At 65.4% G+C, this 26,441-nt stretch carries 24 protein-coding genes and 1 tRNA gene; 19 read left to right on the top strand and 6 right to left on the bottom strand.

The genetic code is table 11. From position 1 onward, the window contains the following. The first annotated feature begins 492 nt into the window (after nt 1-492). The 15 genes from Aph01nite_RS30950 (at nt 493) to Aph01nite_RS41760 (ending at nt 12,592) form a co-directional block, all read left to right on the top strand. Nucleotides 493-837: a WhiB family transcriptional regulator gene (locus Aph01nite_RS30950; protein WP_204044573.1), complete on the top strand. Its 345-nt coding sequence runs from the start codon at nt 493-495 to the stop codon at nt 835-837. Continuing rightward, on the top strand, nt 834-1,412 hold the full coding sequence (locus Aph01nite_RS30955; RefSeq protein ID WP_204044574.1) for a hypothetical protein: 579 nt from the start codon (nt 834-836) through the stop codon (nt 1,410-1,412). Before Aph01nite_RS30950 ends, Aph01nite_RS30955 begins: the two co-directional genes overlap by 4 nt. Beyond that, nucleotides 1,409-1,837 carry an RRQRL motif-containing zinc-binding protein gene (locus Aph01nite_RS30960; RefSeq protein WP_204044575.1) on the top strand — a complete coding sequence of 143 codons (429 nt, stop codon included), beginning with the start codon at nt 1,409-1,411 and terminating at the stop codon, nt 1,835-1,837. The genes Aph01nite_RS30955 and Aph01nite_RS30960 overlap by 4 nt, the downstream gene beginning before the upstream one ends. Then, a complete protein-coding gene (locus Aph01nite_RS30965; protein WP_204044576.1) occupies nt 1,794-2,834 on the top strand; it encodes a hypothetical protein in 1,041 nt (346 codons plus the stop codon). Before Aph01nite_RS30960 ends, Aph01nite_RS30965 begins: the two co-directional genes overlap by 44 nt. Before the next feature lie 8 nt (nt 2,835-2,842). Continuing rightward, nucleotides 2,843-3,073: a hypothetical protein gene (locus Aph01nite_RS30970; protein WP_204044577.1), complete on the top strand. Its 231-nt coding sequence runs from the start codon at nt 2,843-2,845 to the stop codon at nt 3,071-3,073. Further along, complete coding sequence (locus Aph01nite_RS30975; RefSeq protein ID WP_204044578.1) at nt 3,070-3,621, top strand: hypothetical protein; 552 nt, start codon at nt 3,070-3,072, stop codon at nt 3,619-3,621. Before Aph01nite_RS30970 ends, Aph01nite_RS30975 begins: the two co-directional genes overlap by 4 nt. Beyond that, nucleotides 3,618-5,828, top strand: coding sequence for a hypothetical protein (locus Aph01nite_RS30980; protein ID WP_204044579.1), 2,211 nt, complete (start codon nt 3,618-3,620; stop codon nt 5,826-5,828). Before Aph01nite_RS30975 ends, Aph01nite_RS30980 begins: the two co-directional genes overlap by 4 nt. Before the next feature lie 194 nt (nt 5,829-6,022). Next, nucleotides 6,023-6,358, top strand: coding sequence for a hypothetical protein (locus tag Aph01nite_RS30985; RefSeq protein ID WP_204044580.1), 336 nt, complete (start codon nt 6,023-6,025; stop codon nt 6,356-6,358). A gap of 6 nt (nt 6,359-6,364) precedes the next feature. Then, nucleotides 6,365-6,751 carry a hypothetical protein gene (locus Aph01nite_RS30990; RefSeq protein WP_204044581.1) on the top strand — a complete coding sequence of 129 codons (387 nt, stop codon included), beginning with the start codon at nt 6,365-6,367 and terminating at the stop codon, nt 6,749-6,751. A gap of 28 nt (nt 6,752-6,779) precedes the next feature. Next, nucleotides 6,780-7,817 carry a phosphoadenosine phosphosulfate reductase family protein gene (locus tag Aph01nite_RS30995; protein WP_204044582.1) on the top strand — a complete coding sequence of 346 codons (1,038 nt, stop codon included), beginning with the start codon at nt 6,780-6,782 and terminating at the stop codon, nt 7,815-7,817. Nucleotides 7,818-7,997: 180 nt separating this feature from the next. Then, on the top strand, nt 7,998-8,477 hold the full coding sequence (locus Aph01nite_RS31000; protein WP_204044583.1) for a single-stranded DNA-binding protein: 480 nt from the start codon (nt 7,998-8,000) through the stop codon (nt 8,475-8,477). An 87-nt stretch (nt 8,478-8,564) separates the two neighbouring features. Beyond that, on the top strand, nt 8,565-9,476 hold the full coding sequence (locus tag Aph01nite_RS31005) for a bifunctional DNA primase/polymerase (protein WP_204044584.1): 912 nt from the start codon (nt 8,565-8,567) through the stop codon (nt 9,474-9,476). A 109-nt stretch (nt 9,477-9,585) separates the two neighbouring features. Beyond that, complete coding sequence (locus tag Aph01nite_RS31010; protein ID WP_204044585.1) at nt 9,586-10,797, top strand: DUF3631 domain-containing protein; 1,212 nt, start codon at nt 9,586-9,588, stop codon at nt 10,795-10,797. A 176-nt stretch (nt 10,798-10,973) separates the two neighbouring features. After that, nucleotides 10,974-11,165, top strand: a complete 192-nt coding sequence (locus Aph01nite_RS31015; RefSeq protein ID WP_204044586.1) for a helix-turn-helix transcriptional regulator — start codon at nt 10,974-10,976, stop codon at nt 11,163-11,165. After that, nucleotides 11,165-12,592: a tyrosine-type recombinase/integrase gene (locus Aph01nite_RS41760; protein ID WP_239162113.1), complete on the top strand. Its 1,428-nt coding sequence runs from the start codon at nt 11,165-11,167 to the stop codon at nt 12,590-12,592. Before Aph01nite_RS31015 ends, Aph01nite_RS41760 begins: the two co-directional genes overlap by 1 nt. Nucleotides 12,593-12,666: 74 nt before the next feature. On the opposite strand, the gene Aph01nite_RS31025 is transcribed toward Aph01nite_RS41760, so the two are convergent. Continuing rightward, nucleotides 12,667-12,751, bottom strand: a tRNA-Tyr gene (locus Aph01nite_RS31025). A 110-nt stretch (nt 12,752-12,861) separates the two neighbouring features. Between Aph01nite_RS31025 and Aph01nite_RS31030 the strand changes: the two genes are divergently transcribed. The 3 genes from Aph01nite_RS31030 (at nt 12,862) to Aph01nite_RS31040 (ending at nt 15,367) form a co-directional block, all read left to right on the top strand. Then, complete coding sequence (locus Aph01nite_RS31030; protein WP_204044587.1) at nt 12,862-13,347, top strand: GNAT family N-acetyltransferase; 486 nt, start codon at nt 12,862-12,864, stop codon at nt 13,345-13,347. Nucleotides 13,348-13,396: 49 nt separating this feature from the next. Next, the gene (locus Aph01nite_RS31035) at nt 13,397-13,888 is read left to right on the top strand and encodes a YajQ family cyclic di-GMP-binding protein (RefSeq protein WP_204044588.1); all 492 of its coding nucleotides are present in this window, start codon (nt 13,397-13,399) and stop codon (nt 13,886-13,888) included. Between the two features lie 558 nt (nt 13,889-14,446). Next, the gene (locus Aph01nite_RS31040) at nt 14,447-15,367 is read left to right on the top strand and encodes an alpha/beta fold hydrolase (protein WP_239162114.1); all 921 of its coding nucleotides are present in this window, start codon (nt 14,447-14,449) and stop codon (nt 15,365-15,367) included. Here the strand turns inward: Aph01nite_RS31040 and fxsT are convergent. The 4 genes from fxsT to Aph01nite_RS31060 all read right to left on the bottom strand — a co-directional run bounded on the left by fxsT (nt 15,358) and on the right by Aph01nite_RS31060 (nt 23,241). Next, the gene (gene fxsT / locus Aph01nite_RS31045; RefSeq protein WP_204044590.1) at nt 15,358-19,275 is read right to left on the bottom strand and encodes an FxSxx-COOH system tetratricopeptide repeat protein; all 3,918 of its coding nucleotides are present in this window, start codon (nt 19,273-19,275) and stop codon (nt 15,358-15,360) included. The two genes, Aph01nite_RS31040 and fxsT, sit on opposite strands and share 10 nt — an antisense overlap. After that, nucleotides 19,262-20,476, bottom strand: coding sequence for an FxsC protein (gene fsxC, locus Aph01nite_RS31050; protein ID WP_204044591.1), 1,215 nt, complete (start codon nt 20,474-20,476; stop codon nt 19,262-19,264). Before fsxC ends, fxsT begins: the two co-directional genes overlap by 14 nt. Nucleotides 20,477-20,523: 47 nt before the next feature. Next, nucleotides 20,524-21,156 (bottom strand): TIR-like protein FxsC, encoded by a 633-nt coding sequence (locus tag Aph01nite_RS31055; protein WP_204044592.1) that lies wholly within the window; start codon nt 21,154-21,156, stop codon nt 20,524-20,526. Nucleotides 21,157-22,743: 1,587 nt separating this feature from the next. Continuing rightward, on the bottom strand, nt 22,744-23,241 hold the full coding sequence (locus Aph01nite_RS31060) for an RNA polymerase sigma factor (RefSeq protein WP_204044593.1): 498 nt from the start codon (nt 23,239-23,241) through the stop codon (nt 22,744-22,746). 202 nt (nt 23,242-23,443) lie between these two features. Between Aph01nite_RS31060 and Aph01nite_RS31065 the strand changes: the two genes are divergently transcribed. Beyond that, nucleotides 23,444-24,439: a hypothetical protein gene (locus tag Aph01nite_RS31065; RefSeq protein WP_204044594.1), complete on the top strand. Its 996-nt coding sequence runs from the start codon at nt 23,444-23,446 to the stop codon at nt 24,437-24,439. Between the two features lie 492 nt (nt 24,440-24,931). On the opposite strand, the gene Aph01nite_RS31070 is transcribed toward Aph01nite_RS31065, so the two are convergent. Continuing rightward, on the bottom strand, nt 24,932-26,050 hold the full coding sequence (locus tag Aph01nite_RS31070) for a M48 family metalloprotease (protein WP_204044595.1): 1,119 nt from the start codon (nt 26,048-26,050) through the stop codon (nt 24,932-24,934). Nucleotides 26,051-26,441 lie beyond the last annotated feature (391 nt).

Raw genomic sequence — 26,441 nt, forward strand, 5'->3', positions numbered from 1 at the left:
ACCGGTATCAGTCTCAGGTCAACCAGTTTAGATGATAGAACCAGCTCTATTGACAGGCATGCGACGAGGATGCCTAATAGAGGTAGCTCTAATCGGCCGATCGCTTTAGCGCTGATGACGAGTCACCCGCACAGCCGGAAGACCTGGGAAGGCGGCATCAGCCGCGCGCCGACGGGCTGTCGCACCTGCTGCTTTGACAACTGCATCCGGGCCACCGCCTCCCACCGAAAAGGCGGCCCGCGCAGGCCATGACCTGCGTATCTCCCCACCACGCACAAGGAGAGCTTTATGTTCCCCTGCTGCCCAATCTCTGCGCCTTGCCCCCAGCACGTTCGGGACCTCGATTTCGAGGATGAGGCGGATGCGTTCGTGGCCTACCTGCACGATCCCGCCGAATGATCCACTTCTTCGCCACGCCAGGGTGGATGGTCTGTCGCTGCGAGCCAGACCCCGCCCTGGCGTCTCCCTTCCGCTTCCCAAGGAGCCGCCACCATGGCACGTACCCTTACCCGCTCCCGGACGAGTTCCGGGCAACGTCTCGGCTACCTCTCCCTCCGGGATGCCCTGATCGACGGGTTACCTCTGGAGCTGGCTGAGGGCGCCGCGTGCACCTCAGACCCGGAGCTGCACACCGGCCCGGACCTATTCACCGACGAGCCCGCCGACGAACGTGCCGCCCGTGAGGACGTCGCGAAGTCGGTGTGCGCTGAGTGCCCTGCCCGTCTCCACTGCTTGGCCTACGCCATGGAGGTGCGTCCCGAGGTGGGCGTGTGGGCGGGCTACACCGCTGATGAGTTGGCTCGGGAAGCCGCTGGCCAGAGACGGGACGCGGCGTGATGGATACCGCCCGCACCGAGCATGCGATCACGCTGCATATGGCCGAGTACGACCGGCTCAAGGCCGAGCAGGTCTCGCGCATCGGCTTCCGTGACAACCTGCTGTACGCGCAGCTGACCTCGGTAGCCGCGATTGCTGCCGTGGCCGCTTCCGCCGGTCGGCTGTACCTGCTGCTCGTGATTCCGATCACGGGCGTTGTGCTCGGCTGGACGCACCTGTGCGCCGACCACATGGTCACCATGATCGGCCGTTACATCCGCGAGGACCTCACCGCGCGCCTGACCGCCGCCGCTGACCTGGACGGCACCGACGACAGCGCCGTGTTCGGCTGGGAGCACGACCACCACCGCGACGTACGCCGCCGCTCCCGCAAGTGGTTCCAGCTGACGGTGAACCTGTTCGCGTTCTGCCTGCCCTCGTTGACGGGTCTGACCCTGGTGTGGATCGCAGGGCGACCCTCCCCGCTGGTCATCGCTGTATCGCTGGTGGAACTGCTGATCGTCGTTGTCCTGGCTGTTCAGATGGGCCTGTATGCCGAGCTTCCCCGACGGGGGAAGGGCGGTGCGTGCGCATGAGCCGCATTCGCGCCGCGTTTTTCGACCCGACCGGCGTCCGGCACAGCATCCCCACCTACCCATGGCGGTTCGCCCCGCCGCACCTGCTGACGCTGCGTCAGCTGGCCGCCCGAGGGCTGCGCCCTGGTGGGCAGGACGTGCAGGCACAGGTGATGTGGAGTTCCCGCCGACACGGCGCCCCCGGTGTGCGGGTTGCCTTCCTCTACGACATCCGGTTCGCGCTCCCGAAGCGGACCGCCACCGCGCGCCAGCTGACCGCGCTCGCCAAGGCCAACACCGCCCGCCGGACTTGCCCGGCCTGCGGCCAGGACGCCGGTTACGTCATCCCCCGCCATCTGGGCGTCTGCCTGACCTGCCACTACGGAACCAGGAGGTTGCCGCATGAACATCACCCCGACCCCCACCCCGCCGCCGGACCCCGATGAGTTCGCTCGCGGGCTGGCCGCACTGGAACACCACCTCGCCGAGGTAGCCCCCGCCGCCCCCACCGGCCCGGTCGAGCTGCCGACCAACACGCCGGTCGAGCCGGGGCAGACCCGCAGAGTTCGCCAGCTGCGCGCCGAGGTGGCCGAAGCGCACCAGCTGGCCGAACTGGCCGAGGACGAGACGCCGTTCCTGCTGGACACGGCCAAGGTGCGCAAGCGCCGTAAGCGCGCGGCAGAGGCTGCGCAGCTGCACCGGCTGGCCGGTGACCCGGCCGCGCTGGCTTACCGGGACCAGCGGGTACGGCGGACCGTCACCGTCATGGTCATGACCGCCGCCTGCATCGCCCTGGCCGTGTCCAGCATCGGAGTACAGGCGTCGGTGGCGATGGCGCTGTCCTTGGCTCCGCACACGCTGGGCTGGTGGGCAGCTTTCGGCGTGGAACCCATGCTGTCCCTGCCGCTGCTGGCCGCCGTGGCGGTGCAGGCATACGGCGCCATGCGCGGCCATGTCGTGGACCGTAAGAGCCCGGCGGGCAAGAAGTTGTTCCGCACCGAAGCCCTGCTTCTGGGGCTGACGCTGGTGCTGAACTGCTGGCCTGCCTTCGTCGCCGACATTTTTGATCCGCTGACGCTGATCGTGCACAGCCTGGGTCCGGTGGCTGCGGTCACCTCCATCTGGGTCCTGCCGACCCTGTGGGCGGTGCTGGCCGATCTACCGCTCCCGCACCCCTCCACCCCCGCCCCCACCGCCCTCCTTACCGACGCCCTTACCGGCCCGGAGTACAGGGCAAACACCCCCGAACCCGACAGCGCCGGTAGGCCCTCACCCGAGCAGCGGATCGAGACCGTCACCACCCACGTCCGGCAGCTGATCGCCGCCGGGACGCTGCCGCGCTACCCCAGCGCCAACGCCATCCGTGAGGCGACGCACGTGGGCATGGACACCGCCCGTGCCGTCCGCGACAACCTCCTGTCCGACCTCTCCGACCCGAAATGAGGCCCCCGATGTTGCTGTCCATGTTCCCGGAGCCGGTCATGACCGGCCCCTACACCCTGTTCCTGGCCGTCGCGGGCATCACCGCCGCCGCGTGCGCCGTGCTGGTGTTCGGCACCTGGCTGCGCTACCTGCTGACCCGCCGCTCGGCGTTGGGTGAGATCCACGAGCACATGGCCCGTCACCGCAGCACCTGCTGCGCTCCCGGCAACCGCACCCATCACCAGGAGACCCGGTCATGACGCTGCACGTCACGGCCGACCGGATCATCTCTGACGCGACCTCCGAGTACGCCTTTCGCGACGGCTCCGGCTGGCGGGTGACCTACACCACCGGCCAGCCCTGCCCCTGGGGCGACACCCACAGCGCTGTGATCACCCAGAAGCAGGCGATGACCGCGCTGCGCCTGGCCGAGGCGTACGCCTCCAACCCGCACCCGCGTTCCCAGACCTGGAAGCGGATCGCCAAGCTGCGCCGCGAACTGGAGATGGAACCGGACCCCCGGTGCGACTACCCCGGAGGCTGGCGACTGGCCGCCGGGCTGGCCGCTCTGCTGCTGACCGTCGCGGTCGCCCTGCTGCTGGCCATCCCCACCGGGCTGGCCGCACTCGACCGCACCCCGCACCAGGCCGGGTCCGGCGCCTGGCACGGCCTTGACCAGCTCTTCCCCACCGCCTTCACCGCCACCACCGTGAACGACGCACAGGGCGCGGCCTCATCCGCCAAGACTCCGGCCGCGCCCTGCCACCCCGCCACCAACACGAACGACAACGAGGTGCAGCCATCATGACCCAACACCCGCACGAGAACGACCCGCTCCGCCCCTGGACGGAAGACGGAAGCATCCGGCCGAGCACCCCGGATGGTCCGGTGGTGGTGGACTTGGATGCCATCCGGGACCGCCGGATCTGGCGCACCACCGCACCCGGGGAGGATCCGGGACAGGACACCGGTTTTGAGGTGGCATTCGACGACATCGACGAGGTGACCGGACCGGTACCGGTGGACAGCCCGCACGGCGCTGCCGTGCTCCCTGTCGCTGACAACCGGCCGCCCATCATCCCGGACGGTCTACGGTCCGGGAACCGGCTGCACACCCTGAAGGGCAGGGCGCGCCAGTACGGCTACGTGGCGGGATTCCACGCTGTCCGTTCTCCCTGGTACGCCGTTCAGGCGTTGTGGTGGGCGCTGGTCGGGCTGGTCCGGCTGATCGGCCGTCAGCTCAGCTGGTGGTGGGTGGCCGAAACCTACCCGCTGGTCCAGCAGGCCGCCCGCGACAACGACCCCGCGATGTGGCTCAAGCTGCACCGGGAGGGCAAGGCCACCCGCCGTCTGCGGTTCTGGGCGCTGCTCGGTCAGCTGCTCGTGCTGGCCGCCGTCGCGGCACTGTTCTGGTCAGGTCGTGTACCCGGACCGGTCTGGGCGATCAGCGCCGTGGTGGCGGTGATGCTGCTGGCCCGGCTGGGCCGACCCGCCGGACGGGCGATCGTGCCGCCGGTCCTGACCACTCCGCGGTTTCGCCTGCTGACCAACGACATCGTGCTGCGCGCCTACTACGCCGCCGGGCTGGGCAACCCGGACCGGCCCCATCAGCGGGTGGACTTCGGTTCGGCGATGGCACGTGATGCCGCCGGTACCGGGTCGGAGGTGCTGATCGATCTGCCTTACGGCAAGACCTTCGACGACGCGGTCAAGGCCCGGGGCGCCATCGCCTCCGGGCTGGACCTCACCGAGCAGCAGGTGTACCTGACCCGCGACAAGAGCTCCAACCGGCGGCACAAGCTGTTCGTCGCCGACCGCGACCCCCTGGCCATCCCGGCCGGCCGGACCCCGCTGCTGGACGGCAAGCCGCGCAACATCTGGCAGCCCGCCCCGTTCGGCCTGGACGAACGCAACCGCCCGGTCCTGCTGACCCTGCTGTGGAACTCCATCCTGGTGGGCGCCCAGCCCCGCAAGGGCAAGACCTTCGCCGCCCGGCTGCTCGCTTTGTACGCCGCGATGGACCCGTATGTGAAGCTGACCGTCGTGGACGGCAAGGACTCGCCCGACTGGCGCAAGTTCGCCCTGATCGCCCACCGCATCGTGTTCGGGACCGTGCCCAACCGCGACGGAGACCCCGTCGAGATGCTGCTCGACGCGCTCCGCGAGATCAAGGCCCACATCCAGCAGGTCAACCAGTTCCTGTCCACGCTGCCGGTCACCGAATGCCCGGACGGCAAACTCACCGAACAACTGTCGCGCACCTACCCCAACCTGCGGGTGTGGGTGCTGGTCATGGAGGAGTTCCAGGTCTACTACGAACTGGACGACCAGGAGAACAACAAGGAGATCGCCTCCCTGCTCAGCTTCATCATGGCGGTAGGCCCCTCCTCCGGCGTCATCATCCTGTCCAGCTCCCAGAAGCCGTCCGGCGTCGGCGCCGGTGACGTGCAGCGGCTGTTCAACCGCTACCGCGACAACCACGCCGTACGGTTCGCGCTCAAGTGCGGCAACCGGATCGTCTCCGACGCCATCTTGGGCGGAGACGCCTACGCCGAAGGGTTCGACGCATCCTCCCTGCCAGTGGGCAAGGAGTACCGGGGCGTCGGCTACCTGTACGGGGCATCCGACGACACCCCCACCGTCCGCACCTTCCTGGCCGACGCCGCCGACGCCGAGAAGATCCTCACCGTCGCCCGCGCCCTGCGGGAACGCGCCGGGACGTTGACCGGCTACGCCGCCGGACAGACCCTGGTCCGGGAGACCCGGGACGTGCTGGCCGATGCCCTGTCGGTCTTCCAGAGCGACACCGGGTTGCCGTGGACGCTGCTGGCCGCCCGGCTGGCCGAACGTATCCCCCAGCACTACGCCGACCTGGCCCCGGAGGCCATCTCCGCGCAGCTGCGCGCTCTCGGGGTGCCCAGCGTCGATGTTAAGCGCGACGGCAAGGCACTCAAGGGCGCGAGGAAGAGCGCCGTCACTGCCGCCATCAACAGGCGGGACAACGCCGCCGGATAGGCCCCGCCAAGCCTCACGGCACCCCCGGCGAACCCCCTTTCCCGGGTTCGCCGGGTCGCGGATCACCCGCGACCGGTCGCGCGTCCGCAACCGCTGCCGCGACCCCGAAAACACCCTCCCAACAGGCCCAATCGTCGCCGGTCGCGGGTCGCGGCATCAGCCCGCCATCGGTGAAAACCACCCCTGGAGCCCCCATGAGACCTCACCTGGCCGCGACCGCGACCCCCGCCGACCCGTCCCTGCCCGCACTTCCGGACATCGCTTTCGCCGACATCGCCGGACCCGCCTTGGCGCTGCTGGTGCTGGCCGCGATCGTGTGGCTGCTCGGCTACGCCACCGCGTGCGCCCTGTTCCCGTTCGGCAAGTGCCGCCGCTGCAACGGAGAAGGCAGACACCCCCGCCGGTTCGCCCTCACCAAGAGCTCGACCTGGTGCCGCCGCTGCGACACCACCGGCCTCCGGCTCCGAGTCGGGCGCCGGATCTGGAACCACCTGCACACCCTCACCGCCGATCAGCGCAAACGGGCGTGACCAGGCATGGCCGCCTCACCCGGCGACCTGCCGGACATCGTCACCTACCTGGGGGAGCGCTACCGGCCATGGAACGGCCACATCTACCTCAGCTGGGAGAAGCAGCCGTTCCTGCGGCACAGGCAGGGCTGCCTGCTGTGCTGCACCGTCCGCGTTGCCTCCCGACCTGGCGCCCCGCTGCGCCACCCCGCTGACTGCGGCAACTGCGGCCCCCGCTGGCGTGGCACCCGCCCTGACCTGTGCCAGACCTGCGGCAAGACCGCTCACCACCTGGCCCCCACCAACGGCCGTCCCACACACAAGTGGTGTTTCGAGCTGGCCGTCACCGCCCAGCTCCTGACCGCCACCCACCCCGCCGACATCTTCACCAGCCCCGTAGAGGAAGCCGCATGACCACTTCAACCACGACCGAGGAGCGGTGATGGGCCGACGCCAACCCCTCCTCATGCCCGTACTGCCCGGCATGCCCGATGCAGTGGACGGGCGCCCCGCCAAAGCGGCGAGCCGTCCGCCGCTGCGCACGCTTGATCAGGCCATCGCACGCTCCCACGAGCTGATCGCCGAAGCCTTGGACCGGTACCCGATCGTTGCCCGGCAAGCGCTGGTGTCCGGCGGGAACGACTCCTCCATTCTTCTCCACCTGGTACGCGACTACCTGGACTCCTCCGCCCACGACTCTGTGGTGCACGTCAACACCGGTACCGGCATCCCCGAGACCACCCAGTACGTCCGTGACCTGGCCGCCGCCTGGAGCCTGCCCCTGCGGGAACTGCACCCCCGCGACAGCTACGAAGACCTGGTGCTCGGACGCATCATCGCCCGGACCGGCAAGAACGCCGGACAGCGCCAGGTTTGGAAGGGCTTCCCTGGCCCGGCCGGGCACGGGGTGATGTACCGGCGCCTCAAAGACGAGCCGTTGCAGCGCAACCGCGCGTCCATCATCGGCACCCACGGCCGCTCCCGGAAGGTCTTGTATCTGGCGGGGATGCGCTGGGGAGAGTCGGACCAGCGGTTCCGGAACGCCAGCGAGATCGACCCGCAGGGCGGCATCATCTGGGTCAGCCCGATCGTGCATTGGACCAACGAGCAGATGGCCGAGTACCGGCGTCGCTACCTGGTTCCCCGTAACGAGGTGGCCGCCCATCTGCACATGTCCGGTGAGTGCCTGTGCGGCGCCTACGCCAAGCCCGGCGAACTCGACGAGATCGAGTTCTTCTATCCCCGGGTCGCCTACCGCATCCGATCCCTGGAGCAGCAGGTCAAGCAGGCCGGGATCAGCGCCTGCAAGTGGGGACAGGCCCCGCCTGGCAGCAAGCTCAAGCCAGGCAGCGTCGCCGGTCGGCTGTGTTCCTCCTGCCCGGCGCCTCTGCCTGGTCAGACCGACTTGATGGATCTGTGGCAGCGCAAGGGCCTGATCAGCTCGCCGCCCGCCAACGCTCAGGCGTGCAAGGCGGCATGAGGCGCCGTCCGCTCTGATCCCCCCTCCGGGAGACAGCGGAACGTCTGAGAGTCCCGCAGGGGCTCGTCTGAGCAAAGAGCTTGTAATGACATCAGGACATAGATCAAAAGCCGCCTACGGCGCTCTCAGGCCGCCTCGGACGGCTCTCATCCCCTCAACCAGTTGAAAGGAAGGCCACCCATGTCCGGCGAGACCACGATCACCATCATCGGCAACCTGACCGCCGACCCTGACCTGCACTACACCCAACAGGGCGTGGCCGTCGCGGGGTTCACCATCGCCTCCACCGCCCGCACCTACAACAAGCAGATCGAGAAGTGGGAGGACGGGGACGCGCTGTTCCTGCGCTGCTCGGCATGGCGTGACCTCGGGGAACACGTCTGCGAGTCGCTGCGGCGCGGGTCCCGGGTCATCGCTTCCGGCCGTCTGCGGCAGCGCACCTACGAGACCTCCGAGGGCGAGAACCGGACGGTGGTCGAACTCACCGTTGACGAGATCGGTCCGTCGCTGCGGTTCGCCAACTGCGAGGCCAAGAAGGCAGGCCGGACCAATAGCGGGGGAACCCGAAACCGCCCGTCCGGCGACGGCAACGACCCGTGGGCCAGCACTTCCAACAGCGCGTTCACCGGCAACTACACCGGCGACGAGCCCCCGTTCTAACCCCTCAACCGTCCGCCCCCAACTGGTGGCCCCGCCGACTGCCCAGCCAGGGCCACCAGTTGGGACGCCGTCCAAAGGAGCTGCCTCATGGCCGTTCCCGCCTCCACACTCGCGCGCTACGCGCTGGCCGCCGCCGCCCGGGGCTGGCACGTCTTCCCCCTGAACCCCGGCCACAAGCAGCCCGCACGCGGGAGCACCGAGTGGGAGCGCCGTGCCACCACCGACCCCCAGGTCATCCGCCGCTGGTGGGCGCGCGCGTCATTCAACATCGGCATCGCGTGCGGCCCGTCCAACCTGGTCGTCATCGACCTAGACAAACCCAAACCGGGGGAGCACCCGCCGTCACGGTGGGCGCTGCCCGGGGTGAGCGACGGCGCGGACGTACTGGCCGCCTTGTGCGAACAGACCGGCCACCCGTTCCCCACCCTAGAAACCTTCCAGGTCAGCACCCGGCGCGGCGGACTCCACCTGTACTACACCGCCCCCGCCGGTCACCACCTGCGCAACACCGAAGGCGACAAGGGCAACGGCCTGGGCTGGCTGATCGACACCCGCGCCCACGGCGGATACGTCGTCGGCCCCGGCAGCTGGGTGGACCTGCCGGACGGCACCGGCCCCTACCAGGTCATCTACAACACCACCCCCGCCCCGTTGCCCCCCTGGCTGTCCAAGCAGCTCTTAACCCCACCACCCATGTCGGGGAAACCAATGCGCCTGAACCTGCCCGAGGGCAGGCGCGGCAAGTTCCTGCACGCGGCCATCACGGGCGAACTGGAGCGCTTGGCCGCCGCGCCGGTCGGCCAGCGGAACCACACCCTTTACCTGGCCGCCACCGCCCTGGGGCAACTCGTCGCCGGTGGCGCGCTGACCGAATCAGAGGTCACAAACCTGCTTGGACAGGGAGGGGCCAACGCCGGACTGACCCCTTCGGAAACCCGTCTCACGATCAAGTCCGGGCTCAGGAACGGCGCTCGCCGACCCCGAACCATCGCCGCGTAACCACCCGCTGGCACGGCCGTGCGCGTGGCTGACCTGCTCGGAATCAGGCTGCCGCATAAGCCACCGGATCCCCCTCCTATCCAGACCCGACCCGCAGGAGAAACCGCCGATGACCCAACCTCAAGCCCGCCGAATCGACGGCGCCGCACTGCTCGACCGGCTCCACGCCGCGCTGATCCGGTATGTCATCCTGCCCACCCCGCAAGCTGCCGACGCCGTCACGCTGTGGATCGCCGCCACCCACGCTCAACCCGCATGGGCGCACGCCCCCCGCCTGGTCATTCGCGGCCCGGAGAAGCGCTGCGGAAAATCCCGGCTGCTGGACGTAGTGGAGGCCACCTGCCACCAGCCGTTCATCACCGTCAACTCCTCATCCGCCGCCGTCTACCGATCCATCACCGACGACCCTCCGACCATGCTCGTGGACGAAGCCGACACGATTTTCGGGCCGAAAGCCGACGGCAACGAGGACCTGCGCGGCCTGCTCAACGCTGGCCATCAGCGCAACCGTCCAGCCAAGCGGTACGACGCCGCAAGCAACAGGGTCGAGAGCATCCCCACCTTCGCCATGGCCGCGCTGGCAGGCATCGGCGCGATGCCCGACACCATCGAGGACCGCGCAGTGGTGATCCGGATGCGACGTCGCGGACCAGGGGAAACCGTCGCGCCGTACCGGCATCGCCGCGACCGGCCACCGCTACGCACACTGGCCACTGAACTCCAAGCGTGGCTACGCGCCGACCTCGTGGTACTGGAGCAGGCGGAACCTGCCATGCCGCTGGAAGACCGCGCTGCCGACACCTGGGAACCGCTGGTAGCCGTGGCCGACTACGCGGGGGCACCCTGGCCCGACCGTGCCCGCACGGCCGCCCTCACCCTGACCAGCGAGGCCGACGACAACACCCACACCAGCGCCAGATTGCGCCTGCTTGCCGACTGCCGCACCGCTTTCAGCGCCGACACCGCGCTCCCCACCGCTGTTCTGCTGGAACGCCTGAAGGCTGACCCGGACGGCGAATGGGCCGAACACGGACCCGCTGGACTGACCGCGATGAAACTGGGCGTCTTGCTCCGCGAGTTCGACATCCGACCGGCCACCATCCGATTCCCGAGCGGCCAGCAGGCCAAGGGCTACGCACGCAACGACTTCACCGACGCCTGGAGCCGTTACTGCCCCGACCCCGACATCCCCGCAATCCAGCCCCGTTCCGACCCTGTTCCGGGCCAGGTTGTCCCGTTCGGGAGGGGAAGCCGTACCAGCCGTAGCAGCGCCAATTCCGCAGGTCAGCACGGTACGGCTTCCCGTCCCGGTACGGCTTAAGCCGTACCACCAAAACAAGCCGTACCAGCCCTGACCAGGCAAAACGAGCCCGGGACGGCTGGTACGGCTACCCCCCTCAAATCGTGCAAGAACCGCGCTCGACACCAGCCGTTTGGCCGTGCGCCGAGTCACGGAGACCGCCCTCACCGACCCGAAGCGGAAGGATCAGCCACGCCATGACCAACCCCCGCTCCAAGCCGCTCACCGTTCGCCAGGTCTGCGACGAACTCAGCATCTCCCCGAGCACGTTCTATGACTGGCGCACCAAGCGGAAGGCGCCCAAGTGCATCACTCTCCCGAACGGGTCGCTCCGCGTCCGACCGACCGACCTGGAGCGCTGGCTTGACGCCCGACAGGACGCTGCCTGATGACTGCAACCACGTTTCGTGTCCGCGTCTACAAGACGGAGAAGCGCAAGAACGCCAAGGGCGTTATCACCTCGTACCGGGTTCTCTGGAAAGTAGGTGACGAACTCTGGAAAGAGAGTTTCAGTAAGGCGGCTCTGGCTGACGCATTTCGTTCCAAGCTGGTCACCGCCACCCGTGAGGGTGAGGCGTTTAGCACGAGTACGGGGCGCCCTGTCTCTTGGGATAGGGAAGAGCCGTCTCTGGGCTGGTACACCTTTACGCTCGCCTACGCAGACGCCAAATGGCCGTACGCTTCTCCGAACCATCGGCGGGGGATAGCCGAAACCCTAACCGATGCCACCGAAGCGCTCTTCACGTCCGAGACAGGCGCCCCACCACGGGAGGTAAGTCGTGCGGCTCTTCGATGGTCCTACAGCACACGAATCCGAGACCAGAAGGAGCCGCCTACTGAGCTACAAGAAGCGATTCGTTGGCTAGATCAGCACACTGTTCAGCTTCGAGTATTCAGCGAATCGGGGAAGGGTGCCACGGTTGCCCGTGCTGTGCTCGACAGGGTGAGCCGCACCAAGACCGGTGATTTGGCTGCGGCGAACACGGCCAATCGCAAGCGAGCCATACTCAACAACGCGATGGAGTACGCGCGCGAGATTGGCGCCCTGCCGGTGAATCCCCTGAAGGGCGTCAAGTGGACCAAGCCCCGAACGCTAACCACCGTAGACCCTCGCGCGGTCATCAACATCGAACAGGCGAGACGGTTTCTCGCGGCCGTCCGTAAGTGCGGTCAGCGCGGAGAACGAATGGAAGCATTCTTCGCGTGCATGTACTTCGCTGCTCTACGCCCGGAGGAAGTCGTGGACCTGCGCAGTGAACACCTGGTAAGCCTGCCTGATGACGGGTGGGGGGAAATGCAGTTAACCAACGCCGAACCGCGCGCTGGAAGTCGCTGGACCAACAGCGGTAAGCCGCGTGAACGTCGCGCCCTCAAACATCGCGCAGATGGTGAGACGCGACCCGTTCCCATTCACCCGGATCTGGCAACCCTACTTCGCGTCCACCTGGAGAAGTTCGGTACCGGCCCGGAAGGTCGCGTATTCGTCGGCCCCCGGGGCGGTCAGATGACCGATCGTGCCTACCTCAAGGTGTTCCACGAGGCCAGGGCTGCGGCATTCACACCCGAGGAAGCTGCATCCCCGCTCATGGATGTGCCCTACGCACTTCGGCATGCGGCCGTGTCCACCTGGCTCAACGCGGGAGTCCCGGGCGCCCCAGGTAGCTGCATGGGCTGGCCACAGCGTGGACGTTCTGCTTCGGGTCTACGCCAAGTGCATCCATGGCCAGGAGTCGGAAGCCATGCGCCGGATCTGGGACGCTACCCGCCACTGATCACGGGAACGCATTGGGAAAGGCCACCCGTGGATGGCCGATGACAGCCGTAGACAGCCGGACGAACGAGAACGGCCCTTGACCGGCGTACGCGCTGGTCAAGGGCCGTTTCTGCTGCTGGTGGCAGGTCCAGGATTCGAACCTGGGTAGGCTGAGCCGACGGATTTACAGTCCGCTCCCTTTGGCCGCTCGGGCAACCTGCCTTGTCTTCCGCTTGCGCGGTGACAGGTAGAAGAATAGCGGACTTCGCGGGTGCTCGTGACACCGGTTTGCGGAAGATCGACGAGGCTGGCGGCGGGGGAAATGAGGGAGGATGGGGGTCGTGATCAGGTGGGCTGAGGCGGGGGAGCTTCCGGAGCTGGTGGGGGTGGAGCTGGCCGCGGATGGCTTGTTCGCTGAGGTGGGGATCTCCTTTCCGGCGGGGACGACCTCGATCGAGGGGTGCACGGAGCCGGAGCGGGTGATTGTGGCGGGGCGGCCGGCGGTGGGGTTTGCGCTGTTGGCGTGGGTTGATGGGGTGGTGCACCTCGATCAGCTGGCCGTACATCCGGATCATGGGCGGCGGGGGATCGGGAGCGCGCTCGTGGAGGCGTTGTGTGAGCATGCGGCGGTGGTGTCGGATGCGGTGACACTGACGACGTACCGGGATGTGCCGTGGAATGCGCCGTGGTACGAGCGGCGGGGGTTCGCCGTGGTGGAAGCGGATCGGTGGGGGCCTGAAATGGCCGCGTTGGTGGCGCATGAGCGGGAGCTGGGGATTGCGGTTGCGCCGCGTGTGGTCATGCGCAGGGACGTGTGAGCTCGCGGCTACTAAGGTCGGAAAGAACGAGGAGAGGATACGGACAGCGATGGCCGACAGCAGTTTTGACGTGGTTTCCGAGATCGACCGGCAGGAGGTCGACAACGCCCTGAACCAGACCGTCAAGGAGGTCGGGCATCGGTTCGACTTCAAGGGGACCGGCGCGAGCATCTCCTGGTCGGGGCAGAAGGGGATCGAGATCAAGGCCAACAGCGAGGAGCGCGCCAACGCGGTTCTCGATGTTTTCAAGGAGAAGCTCGTGAAGCGCGGGCTTTCGCTCAAGGTGCTCGACGCCGAGGAGCCGAAGCTGTCCGGTAAGGAGTACCGGCTGGCGGTGGCGCTCAAGGAGGGCATCGATCAGGAGAACGCCAAGAAGATCTCGAAGCTCATCCGGGATGAGGGTCCCAAGGGTGTGAAGGCACAGATCCAGGGTGAGGAACTGCGGGTCAGCTCCAAGAAGAAGGACGAGTTGCAGGAGGTCATCGCCCTGCTGAAGGGCAAGGACCTCGACATCGCCCTCCAGTTCAAGAACTACCGCTGAATTCGCAGGGCTCGGACAGGGCAATCTCGTCCCGGCTTAGTTCGACCTTCAACCTGGGGGATTCGCGCCCTGAACATCGCTGCGGGACTGAACCGCGGGCTGATCAAGCCGGACCATCTACGATGACCTTCGGCAGGCCAACGGGTCACAGGGCACTACTCCGCCGGCTAAAGATCAGGCTTTGGATCACAGAACACACTCAGGGCACACGGCCGCCAATGCTTGTGGCAGCCTTGTGCCCTGGGTTCGTCCAGGCCATACCAGGTGAGGCGTACACCCAAGGCTCTCGTCGCCCAGGAATTGGGTCCCCTCTCTCCCCTTCTGAATATTCTCTCAAATCAGCAGAATTGGGCAACAGAAAGCCTTTCGTGTCAGCACTAATACCATCGATACGGCAATTCGGCCTTATGGTTGAATAATCACGTATCGGACTATATGCTATGGATAGGTTTTTGTAGGCGAGCCGCCTTGCCTGGTGATGTTCTTTGGAGTGCACCTTCCCAGCCACTTGGTCGGCCAAGCGTGGAGTCGTGCCGCAGGGGGCAACCGTTGGACGAGGTGATCGAGAATGGCGATCGTTCTCTCGCCTTCCAGCAGCGGGGAATGCCGGACGGGAGTCCCGTCTTCATGTTTCACGGAACTCCCGGCGGCCGACTGGGACCGCTTCCGCGTGACAGCCTGCTCTACCGTCTCGGCATTCGTCTGATCACTTACGATCGCCCCGGCTACGGCAAGTCCACGCGCAGGGAAGGTCGTCGGGTCGCCGACTGCGTAGCTGACGTAGAAACCATCGCCGCGTACTTGGACATCAAGCGTTTCGCCGTTGTGGGCCGATCCGGTGGCGGTCCGCATGCCCTGGCCTGCGCGGCTCTTCTCCCTGACAGGGTCTCCAGCGTGGCGGCGATTGTCAGCCTGGCGCCCCACGACGCCGATGGACTCGACTGGTACCAGGACATGTCAGCGTCCAATCAGCTGAAGTACAAAGTGGCCTCAACCGATGGGCGTGAGGTGGTCGAGGAGAGACTCACGCCGGAAGCGATGAGGATCGCCGAGCATCCGTGGAAACTGATCGACTCGCTGTACGCGGAAATGCCCCTCGCCGACCGAAGAGTTCTCCGCGACGGAGCCCTGAGGACGGTCATCGAGAAGAGCTACGTCGAAGCAGTACAACAGCAGGCGGCGGGCTGGGCCGACGACGTCATGGCATTTGTCCAGCCGTGGGGTTTCGAGGTCTCCACGATCGATTGTCCCACCATGCTGTGGCATGGCATGGACGATGTCTTCTCTCCACTCACGCACACCAACTGGCTGAAACAGCGCATCCGAAATTCCGTCGTGCGGAGAGAGCCGAGAGCCGCCCATTTCCATGCTTTGGACGCGCTCCCGGACCTCCTCCTCTGGCTCACGGCGGATGGACCCGAGTTCGCCAGTCCGCCTACATATGCAACCTCACCGCTGATGGCCGGTAGTCACCACTGATGAGGCTCGAGTGGGCGACTGCAAAGGCCGCCATCTCGGATCGCCAGGTAGTCGGGATGACTGTCACCGAACACGGCAGCGGCCGGGCTCAGTAGATCCTGCCGCAGGTTCTGCGCGACCTTCGACGCCCCCGCCTGCTCCGTCGCGATCGCCAGGTTGCTGGCACAGATCAGATGGTCGGGGTGGTCCTCGCTCAGCGTCTGCTTGATCGCCTCCAGCGTCTGCGCCAGCAACTCGCGCGCCTGTGCCGGCTGTTCCTGCCGTACGAGCAGGGCGCCCACGTTGACCGCGCACGTCAGAGTGAACGGATGATTCTCCGGAAGGTTGTGGCGGAATGCCTGCAGAGCGCGATCCGCGATACGGAGGGCACCGCCCACATCGCCCCCCGCGGCGAGGTAGATCGCCAGGTTGTTCGTCGCGGTGAGCGTGGAGGGATGCTCGGCTCCCAACGTCGTGGTGTACAGCCTCATCACCTGCTCACATTGCCGCACCGCCTCCTTGATACGCCGGTTGGTCGCCATCGTGCAGGCGAGTTCCAGCGTGCAGGACAACCAGTCGGGAGAACTCTTGGAGACACGCCCTTCAAGGTGCTGGTATGTCTTCTGAATTTCCTTGTACGCCTCCGCGTACTCCCCCGCGACCCGAAGCGCCGCGGCGAGGCTCTTGGAAGCGCGAAGGAAGAACGGGTCGTCGAGGGTCAGCGTCCCCTCGTACTCCGCGACGCCGTCTCGGAGTAGTTTGACAGCTCTACGGAAGTCACCGAGCTCTCGAACGTCTCTGGCCAGAGAGGTGATCGACGAAAGAATGTTTGGATGCGAATTCTCCAGAACGTTTCTGCGTCGGCCCAGAGTGTCGAGGTCGATCTCGTAGGCCGACTTGTAGTCACCCATATGGCGATAACCGACGGCCAGATTGTTCGCGGCATCGAGGGTCTTCGCGTTGTTCTCGCCGTAGTTTTCCTTCCATAGATTGTAGGTGTCCATCTCCATTTTCAGGGCGACTGCGATATCGCCCATCGCGCGGATGTCAGCGGCCAGTCCCGCGGCGGTGGCGAGAGTGTGGGGATGAGAGTTCCCCACCAACCCCCGTTGTTTCTCCAGCAGCACTGTGTCGAGGTCCCTGGCGTCTCGGTAATGGCCTTGGGAGCGGAGTACGTTGGCCATCTGGGACTGAAGGTGCAACGTCTGCCGATCGTCCACACCGAGAGTCTCGTCCCAGTTCTTCTTGACCGATCGGGCGAGTTCCAGACTGACCTCGTACTCTCCCTGTTGCCACAGGTACCGGACTCGATCGATGAGGAGCTGCCGTGTCTCGGCCTCGTCACATCCACAAGCCTGCGACGGGCAGAGATGCGGCCAGATCATGTTGAAAGCTGCCCGGCTGCCCGGCGAGTCGGTCTGTGCGCCGCTGGGGCGGGCGGCCACCAGAACCCGGTGCACTTCGTGGATGGTGTCGTTCTGGAGCTGACTGTCCATCGTCTCCCGGACAACGGCCTGAACGAGGCGGTGCACCTCGATCGAGTTCTGGCTGGGGTTGACCTTCGCCAGTGCCAGCCGGCCGAGTTCCCGGATCACCCGCCCCATGACCACGGGCTCCTGCAGGGCTTCGTCGTACGGCAACAGGCAACGGCGCATCGCCGCGCTGTTAACCAGGTCCAGGTTTACCGGTTCGGCTGCGAAGAAGCTGAGGAGCTCAAGGAGCCGTGCGGATGCGGGGGACCGCTCACGGAGGAGTTCGTAGGCGACCTGCCACGTCGCGGCGACGGAGGTCGGGTAGTTGCGCGGAGGGTTCAGGTCGAGGACGACCAGCCCTCTCCCCTTCAGCTGGTCGACGTAGTCGGCGGTCTTCGCGCCCGTCTCTCGCAGCCAGGCGCCCGCCTGTTCGATGGCGATCGGCAGGTCCCCGAGGGCGTCCGCGAGCAGTTCCGCGTCCGCGGTCGTGATGTTCGACTCACCTGCCCGCCGCATCAGGTGAGCCACGCTCTCCCTGCGCTGGAACACGGCCACTTCCAGCGGACGTGCCAGCTGGTTCCAGGAAGGATCCCGTGAAGTGATGATCACGTGGCCGCTGTCGCTCGGGATGTAGCGCTCGATCTCCTCGGCCTCCCGGGCGTTATCGAAGATCAGCAACCATCTCTTGAAGGTGTCTCCCTTGCGCAGCGCCTCGCGGACGCGCTGGGCGGGCTCCAGGCTGTTGTCGAGAGATTGTGCGTCCATGTGCTGGACCAGGTCGCCCATGGTGGAGGCGATGGCATCGACCTGCTCGGCTGGGACCCAGCAGATGAGGTCGTAGTCCGACTTGAAGCGGTGTGCGTACTCCAGGGCGACCTGGGTCTTTCCTACCCCGCCCAGGCCGTACAGGGCCAGCGGCCTTCCGGCTGAGTTGCCGGTCAGTTCATCTCTGATCGTTTCCAGAAGGTCGGCACGGCCGGTGAAGGAGGCGTTCCGGGTCGGCACTTCCCAGACGTCGGGCGCCTTGTCGGGGTAGCGGGGAAGGCTGCTGTGGCGCGGTCCGCTGGACAACAGGAGGTTGTTCCGCCCGAAGAGGTCCAACAAGGTCGATTCCGCCTGAGCTTCGCTGATCCTGAAGATGTCGACGACGGCGTGTTCGGTGTGACCTTTCCTGATCGCGACGTCGCTGATCCTGATGGAAGTGAAGAAGCGTTTGGTACCAGTAGGATCAAGGTCCCGGCCGAGATCGACGACGTGCTGTGCGTTCTGCGATCGCAGGTAGGCCGGTGACACCATCGCCACGGTGTGATCGACGGCCCTCATGGCGACCCCGATCTCGTCGTCGGCCAGCCGCTCGATGTTGAGCAGTTCGACCTGCATGTTCGCGTTCTGCAAGACGACCTTGGTCCACTCGGCCCAGAGCCGGTCCTCCGGCACGTAACTGATCGCGACGCTGGTCGAGTGCGTCACCGGGTGCCGGACGAACTGCCGCCGGTAACGCAGGCGAAGTTCCTCCTTCATTGGCGGCAGTGACGTGATCTCCTGATGGGTGATCTCCGCCGTGAGTCTTTCGAAGGCCGAGAGCATCGAGTACTGCTGACCGGGCGGGTCCCCGAAGGGAGCGAGGATCTCTTCGAAGGCGTAGAAGGGCCGGTAGGGAATCTGGACAGACCCCCAGTAGTTCCGGACCTCCTGAGGGTTGGCGCCACGGGGGAATCGGCTGAACCGGCTCTGTGCGAACGCCCGCCCTATGTCGGCCTTCTCCTTCTCGTTCTCTTCGACGCGCATCGGGACCGGTAGGATGCGAATGTCCCGGATTCTGGTGAATCGATCGTCGATCACGTTGGCCCGTTGTGCGGCGCCTTCGATGCTCTGGTTGCTCAAGGTAAAACAGACGACGATCGTGTCCGGGAGATCTACGGTACAGATTTCGGATAGATCACTCAGACCGGTGCGGCTGTCTATGAGGACGTAGTCGTAGGCGGACTTCCAATGTTCACGCAGCGCCTTGAGGAACTGACCTCCGGACCAGTCAGAATAGAACTCGTCCCACTGGTAATTGGAGACTTGGGAGGTGTAGGCGCGGTTCTGCCGTCCCGCGGACATGAGATCAAGATATCCCGCCCCCGGAAAATGGTCCCAGTTAATGCGCACAGGGACACTCAGTTTGGCGAGTTGGGCGCTGAGGAACTGCGGCAGCGGATCCGAGTTGCGGATGACGTCCCGTGCGTAGTCCGCGAGCATCTCACTGACGCCATCCGCGTATTCGACTTCCTCTGGATCCACGAAGGGCTGGAAGAAGCGATTGAGGCCAGGCGAGTCGAGGTCCCAGTCCACTACGAGCACACGCTTGCCATTGCTCGCGAGGATCCAGGCCGTGTTCGCGAGTGACATGGTTCGACCCGTTCCGCCATTGAACGAGTAGAACGTTACGATTTGCCCGTCATGGTCGCCCACTGCTACCTCCATCATCATGCGCGGAACCAAACAGTGGCGGGCGCTCGAATCGCTCCCGTTGGGGCTGCCCAGAAGCTTGGGACCGAGCCTTCAAGTACTGCCTGCCGGCGATATCGATCAGGGCAGTGAGGATAACTTCGAAGTCTGCGATGTCCCGGATTCCGGTGAGTGCTTCCTGGACACGTGCGCGCTGTTCCCTGGACCGCTGGGGAAACACCTCTTCGATGCATCGCCCAAGCGCGACCACGCTATCGGAAGCGCCCGCGCCGCGTGACGGTAAAGGGATCACCAGGCGGATCCAGGGACGGGGTAGCGCGTCCAGTCGCTTAAGCTTTCCAGCCATTTCGGGATCGGAAAGCATCGCCGGGTCCAATAACAGGATCCCCGGCCCGGCCGGACTCTCTTCGGCCATGATCTGGTCCAGCGAGTCCTCGAAGGAAATGACCTGTGCTTCGTACCTGAGGTTCTCGACGATCTGCGCGGTCGATTCACCGATCGGTTTGGCGGACTGGTCGGCGTACGGAGCCCAGTTCAACGGCGATTCGCCATATTGGCCGTAGTCCACGCCGGGCGGCGCGGTTTCGGCCGTCCAGGCGGCGACGAAGATACGGAAGGGAGTCCGGTCGGGCGACCGGGAGAAAGAACTGGGCAGTCCCGTGGGCTGATCGGCTCCCACGGGTAAATCGATCCGCGAGGCGGCGCCGATGCGTTCTCCCAGATTGTCTATCGCGTTTCGGTAGTCCTTCTTATACTGTGTCATAGTCGCCAGCCCGTACAAGCCGAATTCCGCGTACGCGCCGCCGACGTCGAGAGGGTCGAACGGAACCTCAAGAATCTCCTCCGGTATCTCGCTCGGCCATATGGGGACCCACATCGCCGGGACGATGGGTGGGGCGGTCCGTACGGGGAGGTCGTTGAGCCGGCGATTGAAGACACCCCATTCCATGGCGCATCGTCTGTCTTCGAGGTAACGAGGGGAAAGCAACGGCACGAGGACGCGGCAGGCCGAGACCGCCTGGAGGGAGGCGGTGTCCGCATGGTCATCCGTGCTGAACTCGATGAAGCCCCGTGCCGCCTCCTGCGTACTCCTGATCACCTGGGCGACGCGGGAAGTGAGATCGCGAGAGACGCGGAAGAGCACAGACGGGTCGACAGTCGAGTGGCTGATGAAGAAAAACGGGCGAGGGTCAGTTCTGATCATCGCTCAAGCAGCTCCTCAGATCTGATCCATCGTTCGCGCGATCGCGGTCACTTTGGGTCCTCCTCGTCAAAGATGTTCTCCAGGTCCTGGAAAATCTCCGGATCGCATGCGCGGAGTTGTGTACTTCTTGCTTTGTTGACTATGGTTTTCGCAATCCCCCACAGTGCGAGTTCATATTCGTCTCGATAGGCACGGTTGACGGCTAGCCCGTAGAGCCCTTCGCTGTGATAGAGCGCGGGCATGCCCAGGGTGTGCGACTGGATCTCTTGCGCGACCCTAGGCATGTCTTCCGGGGCCATCGGTGTCCACAAAATGGGCAGGATGGCGTGTGGAGTGCCGCCGGTTGCTTTTTCGTGCAGTCTCTGCCGTATGGAGAAGGCATGCCATTCTTTCCCACAGGTGGTGCTGGTGAAATATCGCTCGGAGTACAGGGGCAGCAGAATCCGACATCTCGCGAGTTTGGAGAGAATGTTTTTCCACCAGTCGTGACCCGACGGGATCGAGATCTTGTCGATGTACCCCGGGGGATCCTTCTGGCCTTTGGGAAAACTCGTCATATTCATAAGATGTTCGCAGAGCCTGCTGAAGACGTCATCCAGATGCTGGCGCACCTCAAGGCCAGGGAACTGCCCTGGATTCGGGTAGGTGATGAAAAAGTATGGGTCGGACTTCCTGATCACCTCGACAGGATCAACTTCCCCGCTCAAGACTGTGCCCTTCCGGCAACGCGGACGCCCGCTCTGATGAGCCTGTCGCATGTCATGAGTAGGGAGAGTCCATGGGAATGCCCGGCCATCTTTATGATCTTCTCCTAGCACCTCGCCGAAGCACTGACGCAAGACGACCCTTCATAGTGACATGAGCCGACCAGTTGGAGGCTAGTCGAGCTCTAACCGTGTTCGGTTCGCTGGGGTTTTGTTCGGACCGATATCGACCCTTGAGATGGGCTGCCGATGGGTTCATCACCCGGCAAGGCCGTCCTCAGTTCACCTTCGCAGATGTGCTGAACACCACTCCGATTGACTGACCATTTCTCGCACACGTGTACCAAAAAAAGTGATTTGACCGCAGCAGGTCAATCCCGCGCACTCGGTATCCCCACCTGGAGGAGAAACTCTCTTTTAGGAGGGAAGCCCCGGGGTCCGATAATCGAAGACCGGCATGGATCTCCGGCTCTGCGACCATTCATCGCTGGACACACGGGCGTCGATAAATGATCACCGATAGCTTCGCCGCCGGCCGCAAGATCGAAGGCTTCCACCAGCAATCCGATATTGGCACGACGAAGGAAACGTCCGACTGAGTGTTTGAGAACATCACGATGGCGGATGAGCGCCAGCTTTTGCTGGCGTCTAGCGGAATGATCGGGGGTGAGACGGCGTGCCATGCCGGAGATCGCGGCCCAGCGGATCACCGCCCCGGATGTCGCCGGATGGTGTTCATAGTCGCGGGCCAGACGCCGGTGAGCAGTCAACCAGGCCAGCGAGTGTTCCACCAGCCACCCTCGGACGATCACGGAGAATCCCACATGTCCTGGCGCTTTGCGGACGATATGCAGTGTGTCCGCAAATGCGCTCCACCAGCCGTCCGGCGAAGCCTGCGTCGGCGTAGACAAAACCGAACCAGCGTGACCGGGCACAGCGAGAGCAGCGTGGTCTTGGCGCCGTCGCGGTCCCCGCACTGAGGCGGCCATCACGCAGCCCACGAGCAGCAGGCCCAGGGTTTCGGTGACGATGAACCGCTTCCATCTGGTGATCTTCTTGTTCGCGCCATAGCCGGGCGAGTCCCGGCCGACGGTATCGGCGCCCTTGACGCTCTGAGAATCGTTGATCCCCCCGAGGGTTCGCCGTCCCGGCCCTGCTGCGCGCGGACGCGGCGGCGTAGCACAGCGAGGATCTGTTCGGTGGCCCTGGCCTCCTCCCGACGGCGAAGTATCAGTAGACGGTCTGCCAGGGCGGGAGTCGATTGATGGTTGCCGCCAGGCGCAGCCAGTTCGCACCACGTACGCGATGGCGTCGACGATGCCACGGCGGGAGCGCTTCAGACCGGCCACCCGCTGTTCGGGGCAGGTGGCAGCGGCTCGATCAGGGCCTGCTGGGCGTCGGTCAGATCAGAGGGATAGCGGCGATCGCGCTGCACCTCACCATGCTCACCCCGCACCGGTCCAGCGCGGTGATCAGGCGTCCGGACCGTTATCCACCTTTCTCAAATACTCGGTCAGACGCACCATCATTCAGCAGAATCGCCGATGACGCAGGAAACTTATGTCATGAAATGCGTGTCAGCATTTCGCCGAGGCGATTATGCGCCCGTGCCGCGCGTGATTTCACTGTGCCGATGGGCACACGGAGACGTGCGGCGACTTCCTGCTGGGTCAGGCCCTCGAAATACATGAGTTCGACCACCCGACGGTGGTCTGGTTCGAGATTCTGTACGGCCTGGCGGACCGAATCGGAGATATCGGTGTCTGGGGTTGGGGCGGGGAGGGTGTCGGGGAGTTCGGTGGTGGTGGGGTAGCGGCTGGCGCGGCGGTGGACGCTGTAGGCGCAGCGGCGGACGATCTGGTAGAGCCAGGGGGCGATTTCGCGGTCGGTGTCGAAGCTGGAGGCGTTGCGCCAGGCTCGTAGGAGGGCGTCCTGGACGGCCTCGTCGGCCAGGTGGGCGTCGCCGAGGAGATTCAGGGCGGTACGGAAGAGGGCAGGGCGGTAACGGGCCCCGATCTCGGTGAACGCGGCCTCGTCACCCGCGCGGAAGCGTTCCAGCATGCCGCGGCGGCAGGAGGTCGTACGGTTCGGCTGGTTGGGTCCGGTGTGTGGTGACGTGTTCACAGAGTCAGGGTGCTTGGTCTCGGTTTCATGGTTCTGTCGGATCGCGTTCGTCGTGTGTACGCGAGCTTGTGTTATCGATTCGTTACACAACCTTTTGGCGTACGGCCGCATCTACTTCAAGTGACGAAAGGAAATGGCGATGAAAAGACTGGCGATTCTGGCGATCGCGGTGGTTTCCGTCACGGGTACACCGGCTGTTGCGGGTGCGGAGAGCGGGACGGCGCGTAATGCGGAGGCGAGTGCGCGTTATGCGATGCTGCAAAGTTGCCCGAAAAAGGATTATCGGGTGCCGTGCGGGTCGTGGACCGTGGTCCTGCGTGATGGCAAGAAGGTGGTACTGGAGGACGCTCAGGTTTTCCAGGTGACGGGGAACAAGGTGGACAAGGAGTCTTCGCTGCCGATTCATCTGAGTGGTGATGGACGGCGGGCCGTCTACTTCCGTAAGGCCGACCGGCAGCTCGTTGTTCGGGATCTGTCTACGAACAAGGTGATCGCCCTTCCGGCGAAGGCGGCGAAGGTTCCGGCGGGCATGAACATGTCCGATGTTGGAACGTTCCTGTCGGGTGATGGGGCGGTGTTGGTGATCGATTACCTGGAGGAGGCGGCTCGGCGGGAGTCGCTGATCGTGGATGTGGCGAGCGGGGACGTTCGTACGTTCAAGGGGAACGAGTCGGTGGATTCGGTCAGCGCTCGGGGGGAGTACGTGCTCACGTCGCGGTACACGAGTGAGAACACGTGGACGTATACCGCGTACGACAGGGCGGGGAACGCGGTGAACAGTCAGGTGGTGCCGCAGATTGTGGCGAACAATTCGCCGGTGGCGCTGGCTGATGATGGGACCACGATGGCGGTGGTCGTGAGTGGTATTGCGGGTACGTCGTTGCGGCTGTACGACCTGGCGAATGACACGGTGGGGGGAAAGATCGACGTGTCGGTTCCGAAGCGGGAGGTTGTGCAGCACGTGCAGTGGGATTCGGGGGATCGTCTTACGCTGCGGACGTTCCATGATGTGGCGGATTACACGGCTACCCAGAATGCGTCGTGGGAGGTGTCGGCCGGGACCGGGGTGACCAAGCGGACCGACTCGTTCACGATCAAGTCCAAGGTCTGGGACTATCGGTTGCCTGGGGATTGAGGTCCCGCTCGGGGGGCTGTCTGTGGAGTGGATGTTCCCACCCGCCCACCCTTTGCCCTGCCGGGCGGACCTACCTTACCGGACCTGCGCTGGGCGCCAGCGCGGATGATCACGGGACGTGTGTCCGGTGAAGATTCCCCAAGGAGGCGGAGGATCCCAAGGGAAGCGAACTCCCCAAGAGACGCCGACCTACTAAAGGAAGGCGGACGCTTGGTAGCGGCCACCGTTCGCAGGATCAGGCGCTCGATGGGCGGAAGCGCCTGAGGCGGATACTCCCAAGAGACGTGGAGACTTCCAAAACGCGGAGAATCCTAGAGACTCCTAAGAGAAAGCCTGCCGCGCTCCATCCGGCGACAACCGGCGATAGCCGGCGACAATGGTAGGCGGAGATTCTTAAGAAGGACAAGGCCGCCCACGACAAGGCGACCCGGAGCTGAACGACCTCATAAGCCGGAGACTCTTCAGGGGAGGCGGCGGGCCGGGCCTGGTTTGTCAGCGTTGCTGGCGGCCCGCCATACGCTCCAGGCGGGCCACACGCTCCGTGGTGGGCGGGTGGGTGGCGAACCAGCTGCAGGCGGCGAACGGGCTGGCGATCATCATGTGGCCGGCGGCCACGATCTGGGCCTTCCTGGGAAGTGGCAGGTGATGCACACCCGCGTCGATCTTGCGGAGGGCGCTGGCCAGGGAGCCAGGGTCGCCGGTGAGCCGGGCTGCGGCCTCGTCGGCGGCGAACTCGTGGGAGCGAGCGACCGCGAGGCGGATCATCGTGGCGGTGATTGGACCGAGGGTGAGCAGGATGAGCGTGCTCGCCAGGCCGGGCGGTTCGTCGCCTCTGCTCCTCCCGCGAAACCCGGCGCTCCCGCGGAAACCGCCGCTCCCGCGGAAACCGCCGCTGTCGCGGACATCGTCACTGCCGTGAATGCCGCCGCTCCCGCGGAGACCATCGCCGCCATGGAAATCGTCTTTGTCGCGAAACCCATCACCGCCGCGAAACACATCACCGCCGCGAAACCCGTCACCGCGGCGGAAGCCCTCATCGCTGCCGAAATCGTCGCTGCGACCGAAATCAGCGTCGCCGCGATAACCCCCGCCGCGGCGGAAGCCGTCGCTGCCCCGGAAGATCACACCTAAGTACCCGAAGTAGGTGATCATTGTGGCCAAAGCACCCGCGACGGAGTTCAGCAGGATGTCTCGCTTGTAGATATGCGTCAGCTCATGGGCGATCACCCCACGCAGCTCCCGCTCATCCAGCAGATTGAGCAGCCCGCGCGTGACGCAGATAGCCGCATCGCGGGGATTGCGGCCGGTCGCGAAGGCATTCGGCTGGTTGGTCGGCGACAGGTACAACCGGGGCATTGGACGCCGGGCATCACACGAGAGCTCCCGAACGATCCCGTACAAGTCAGGCTGTTCCACCTCGCCCACCGGTCGCGCGTGCATGGCGGCCAAGGCGATCCGATCCGAGAAGAGGAACGCTACGCCGCTGGCACTGAGCGCGACCAGGAGGGCAACCCCAGCCCCCGTGGTGCCACCGAACCACGCCCCCACCAGCAGGATCAGTCCGGACAGAGCGCCCAGAAGCACCGCAGTACGCACACAGTTGCGACGCACGCTTCCTCCTCCCGCCCAGCCCGGTCCGCCGACCGTCCAACGCACGCGCCGAGGCCGAACGTTCCCGGACAGACGCGCGGCGAGCGAGCGGACGGGATCGGCGACTGCTCGACGAACAACCCGGGCGGCCGAGGACATCACGGAGCGCGGCCAGGCACGACCGCCGTGCCCTACGGCCGCCGCGAACCGTCCCGCCGTTCTCACCGGCCCCCAGCTGGCCCCACACGCTGCGCGCGGTCCGCAGCTGGCTGACCCCGGCCATTACGCTCACACGCTGGTGGCGAGCCTGGTCAACAGCGCCCCCACCCGCTGACCTGCAAGCATTGATCGACACAGTTCACGTTGGTCACGGCCTATGTCTCTACCAGCCACCTTGATTCAACGAACTACC

It is taken from the genome of Acrocarpospora phusangensis (genome assembly GCF_016862995.1).
GTDB classification, from domain to species: domain Bacteria; phylum Actinomycetota; class Actinomycetes; order Streptosporangiales; family Streptosporangiaceae; genus Acrocarpospora; species Acrocarpospora phusangensis.

Bases quoted from the DNA above. Each gene is read 5' to 3' on its own strand.
- Aph01nite_RS30950 (WP_204044573.1), top strand. From the start codon at position 493: ATGGCACGTACCCTTACCCGCTCCCGGACGAGTTCCGGGCAACGTCTC.
- Aph01nite_RS30960 (WP_204044575.1), top strand. From the start codon at position 1,409: ATGAGCCGCATTCGCGCCGCGTTTTTCGACCCGACCGGCGTCCGGCAC.
- Aph01nite_RS30965 (WP_204044576.1), top strand. From the start codon at position 1,794: ATGAACATCACCCCGACCCCCACCCCGCCGCCGGACCCCGATGAGTTC.
- Aph01nite_RS30970 (WP_204044577.1), top strand. From the start codon at position 2,843: ATGTTGCTGTCCATGTTCCCGGAGCCGGTCATGACCGGCCCCTACACC.
- Aph01nite_RS30975 (WP_204044578.1), top strand. From the start codon at position 3,070: ATGACGCTGCACGTCACGGCCGACCGGATCATCTCTGACGCGACCTCC.
- Aph01nite_RS30980 (WP_204044579.1), top strand. From the start codon at position 3,618: ATGACCCAACACCCGCACGAGAACGACCCGCTCCGCCCCTGGACGGAA.
- Aph01nite_RS30985 (WP_204044580.1), top strand. From the start codon at position 6,023: ATGAGACCTCACCTGGCCGCGACCGCGACCCCCGCCGACCCGTCCCTG.
- Aph01nite_RS30990 (WP_204044581.1), top strand. From the start codon at position 6,365: ATGGCCGCCTCACCCGGCGACCTGCCGGACATCGTCACCTACCTGGGG.
- Aph01nite_RS30995 (WP_204044582.1), top strand. From the start codon at position 6,780: ATGGGCCGACGCCAACCCCTCCTCATGCCCGTACTGCCCGGCATGCCC.
- Aph01nite_RS31000 (WP_204044583.1), top strand. From the start codon at position 7,998: ATGTCCGGCGAGACCACGATCACCATCATCGGCAACCTGACCGCCGAC.
- Aph01nite_RS31005 (WP_204044584.1), top strand. From the start codon at position 8,565: ATGGCCGTTCCCGCCTCCACACTCGCGCGCTACGCGCTGGCCGCCGCC.
- Aph01nite_RS31010 (WP_204044585.1), top strand. From the start codon at position 9,586: ATGACCCAACCTCAAGCCCGCCGAATCGACGGCGCCGCACTGCTCGAC.
- Aph01nite_RS31015 (WP_204044586.1), top strand. From the start codon at position 10,974: ATGACCAACCCCCGCTCCAAGCCGCTCACCGTTCGCCAGGTCTGCGAC.
- Aph01nite_RS41760 (WP_239162113.1), top strand. From the start codon at position 11,165: ATGACTGCAACCACGTTTCGTGTCCGCGTCTACAAGACGGAGAAGCGC.
- Aph01nite_RS31030 (WP_204044587.1), top strand. From the start codon at position 12,862: ATGGGGGTCGTGATCAGGTGGGCTGAGGCGGGGGAGCTTCCGGAGCTG.
- Aph01nite_RS31035 (WP_204044588.1), top strand. From the start codon at position 13,397: ATGGCCGACAGCAGTTTTGACGTGGTTTCCGAGATCGACCGGCAGGAG.
- fsxC (WP_204044591.1), bottom strand. From the start codon at position 20,476: ATGATCAGAACTGACCCTCGCCCGTTTTTCTTCATCAGCCACTCGACT.
- Aph01nite_RS31060 (WP_204044593.1), bottom strand. From the start codon at position 23,241: ATGCTGGAACGCTTCCGCGCGGGTGACGAGGCCGCGTTCACCGAGATC.
- Aph01nite_RS31065 (WP_204044594.1), top strand. From the start codon at position 23,444: ATGAAAAGACTGGCGATTCTGGCGATCGCGGTGGTTTCCGTCACGGGT.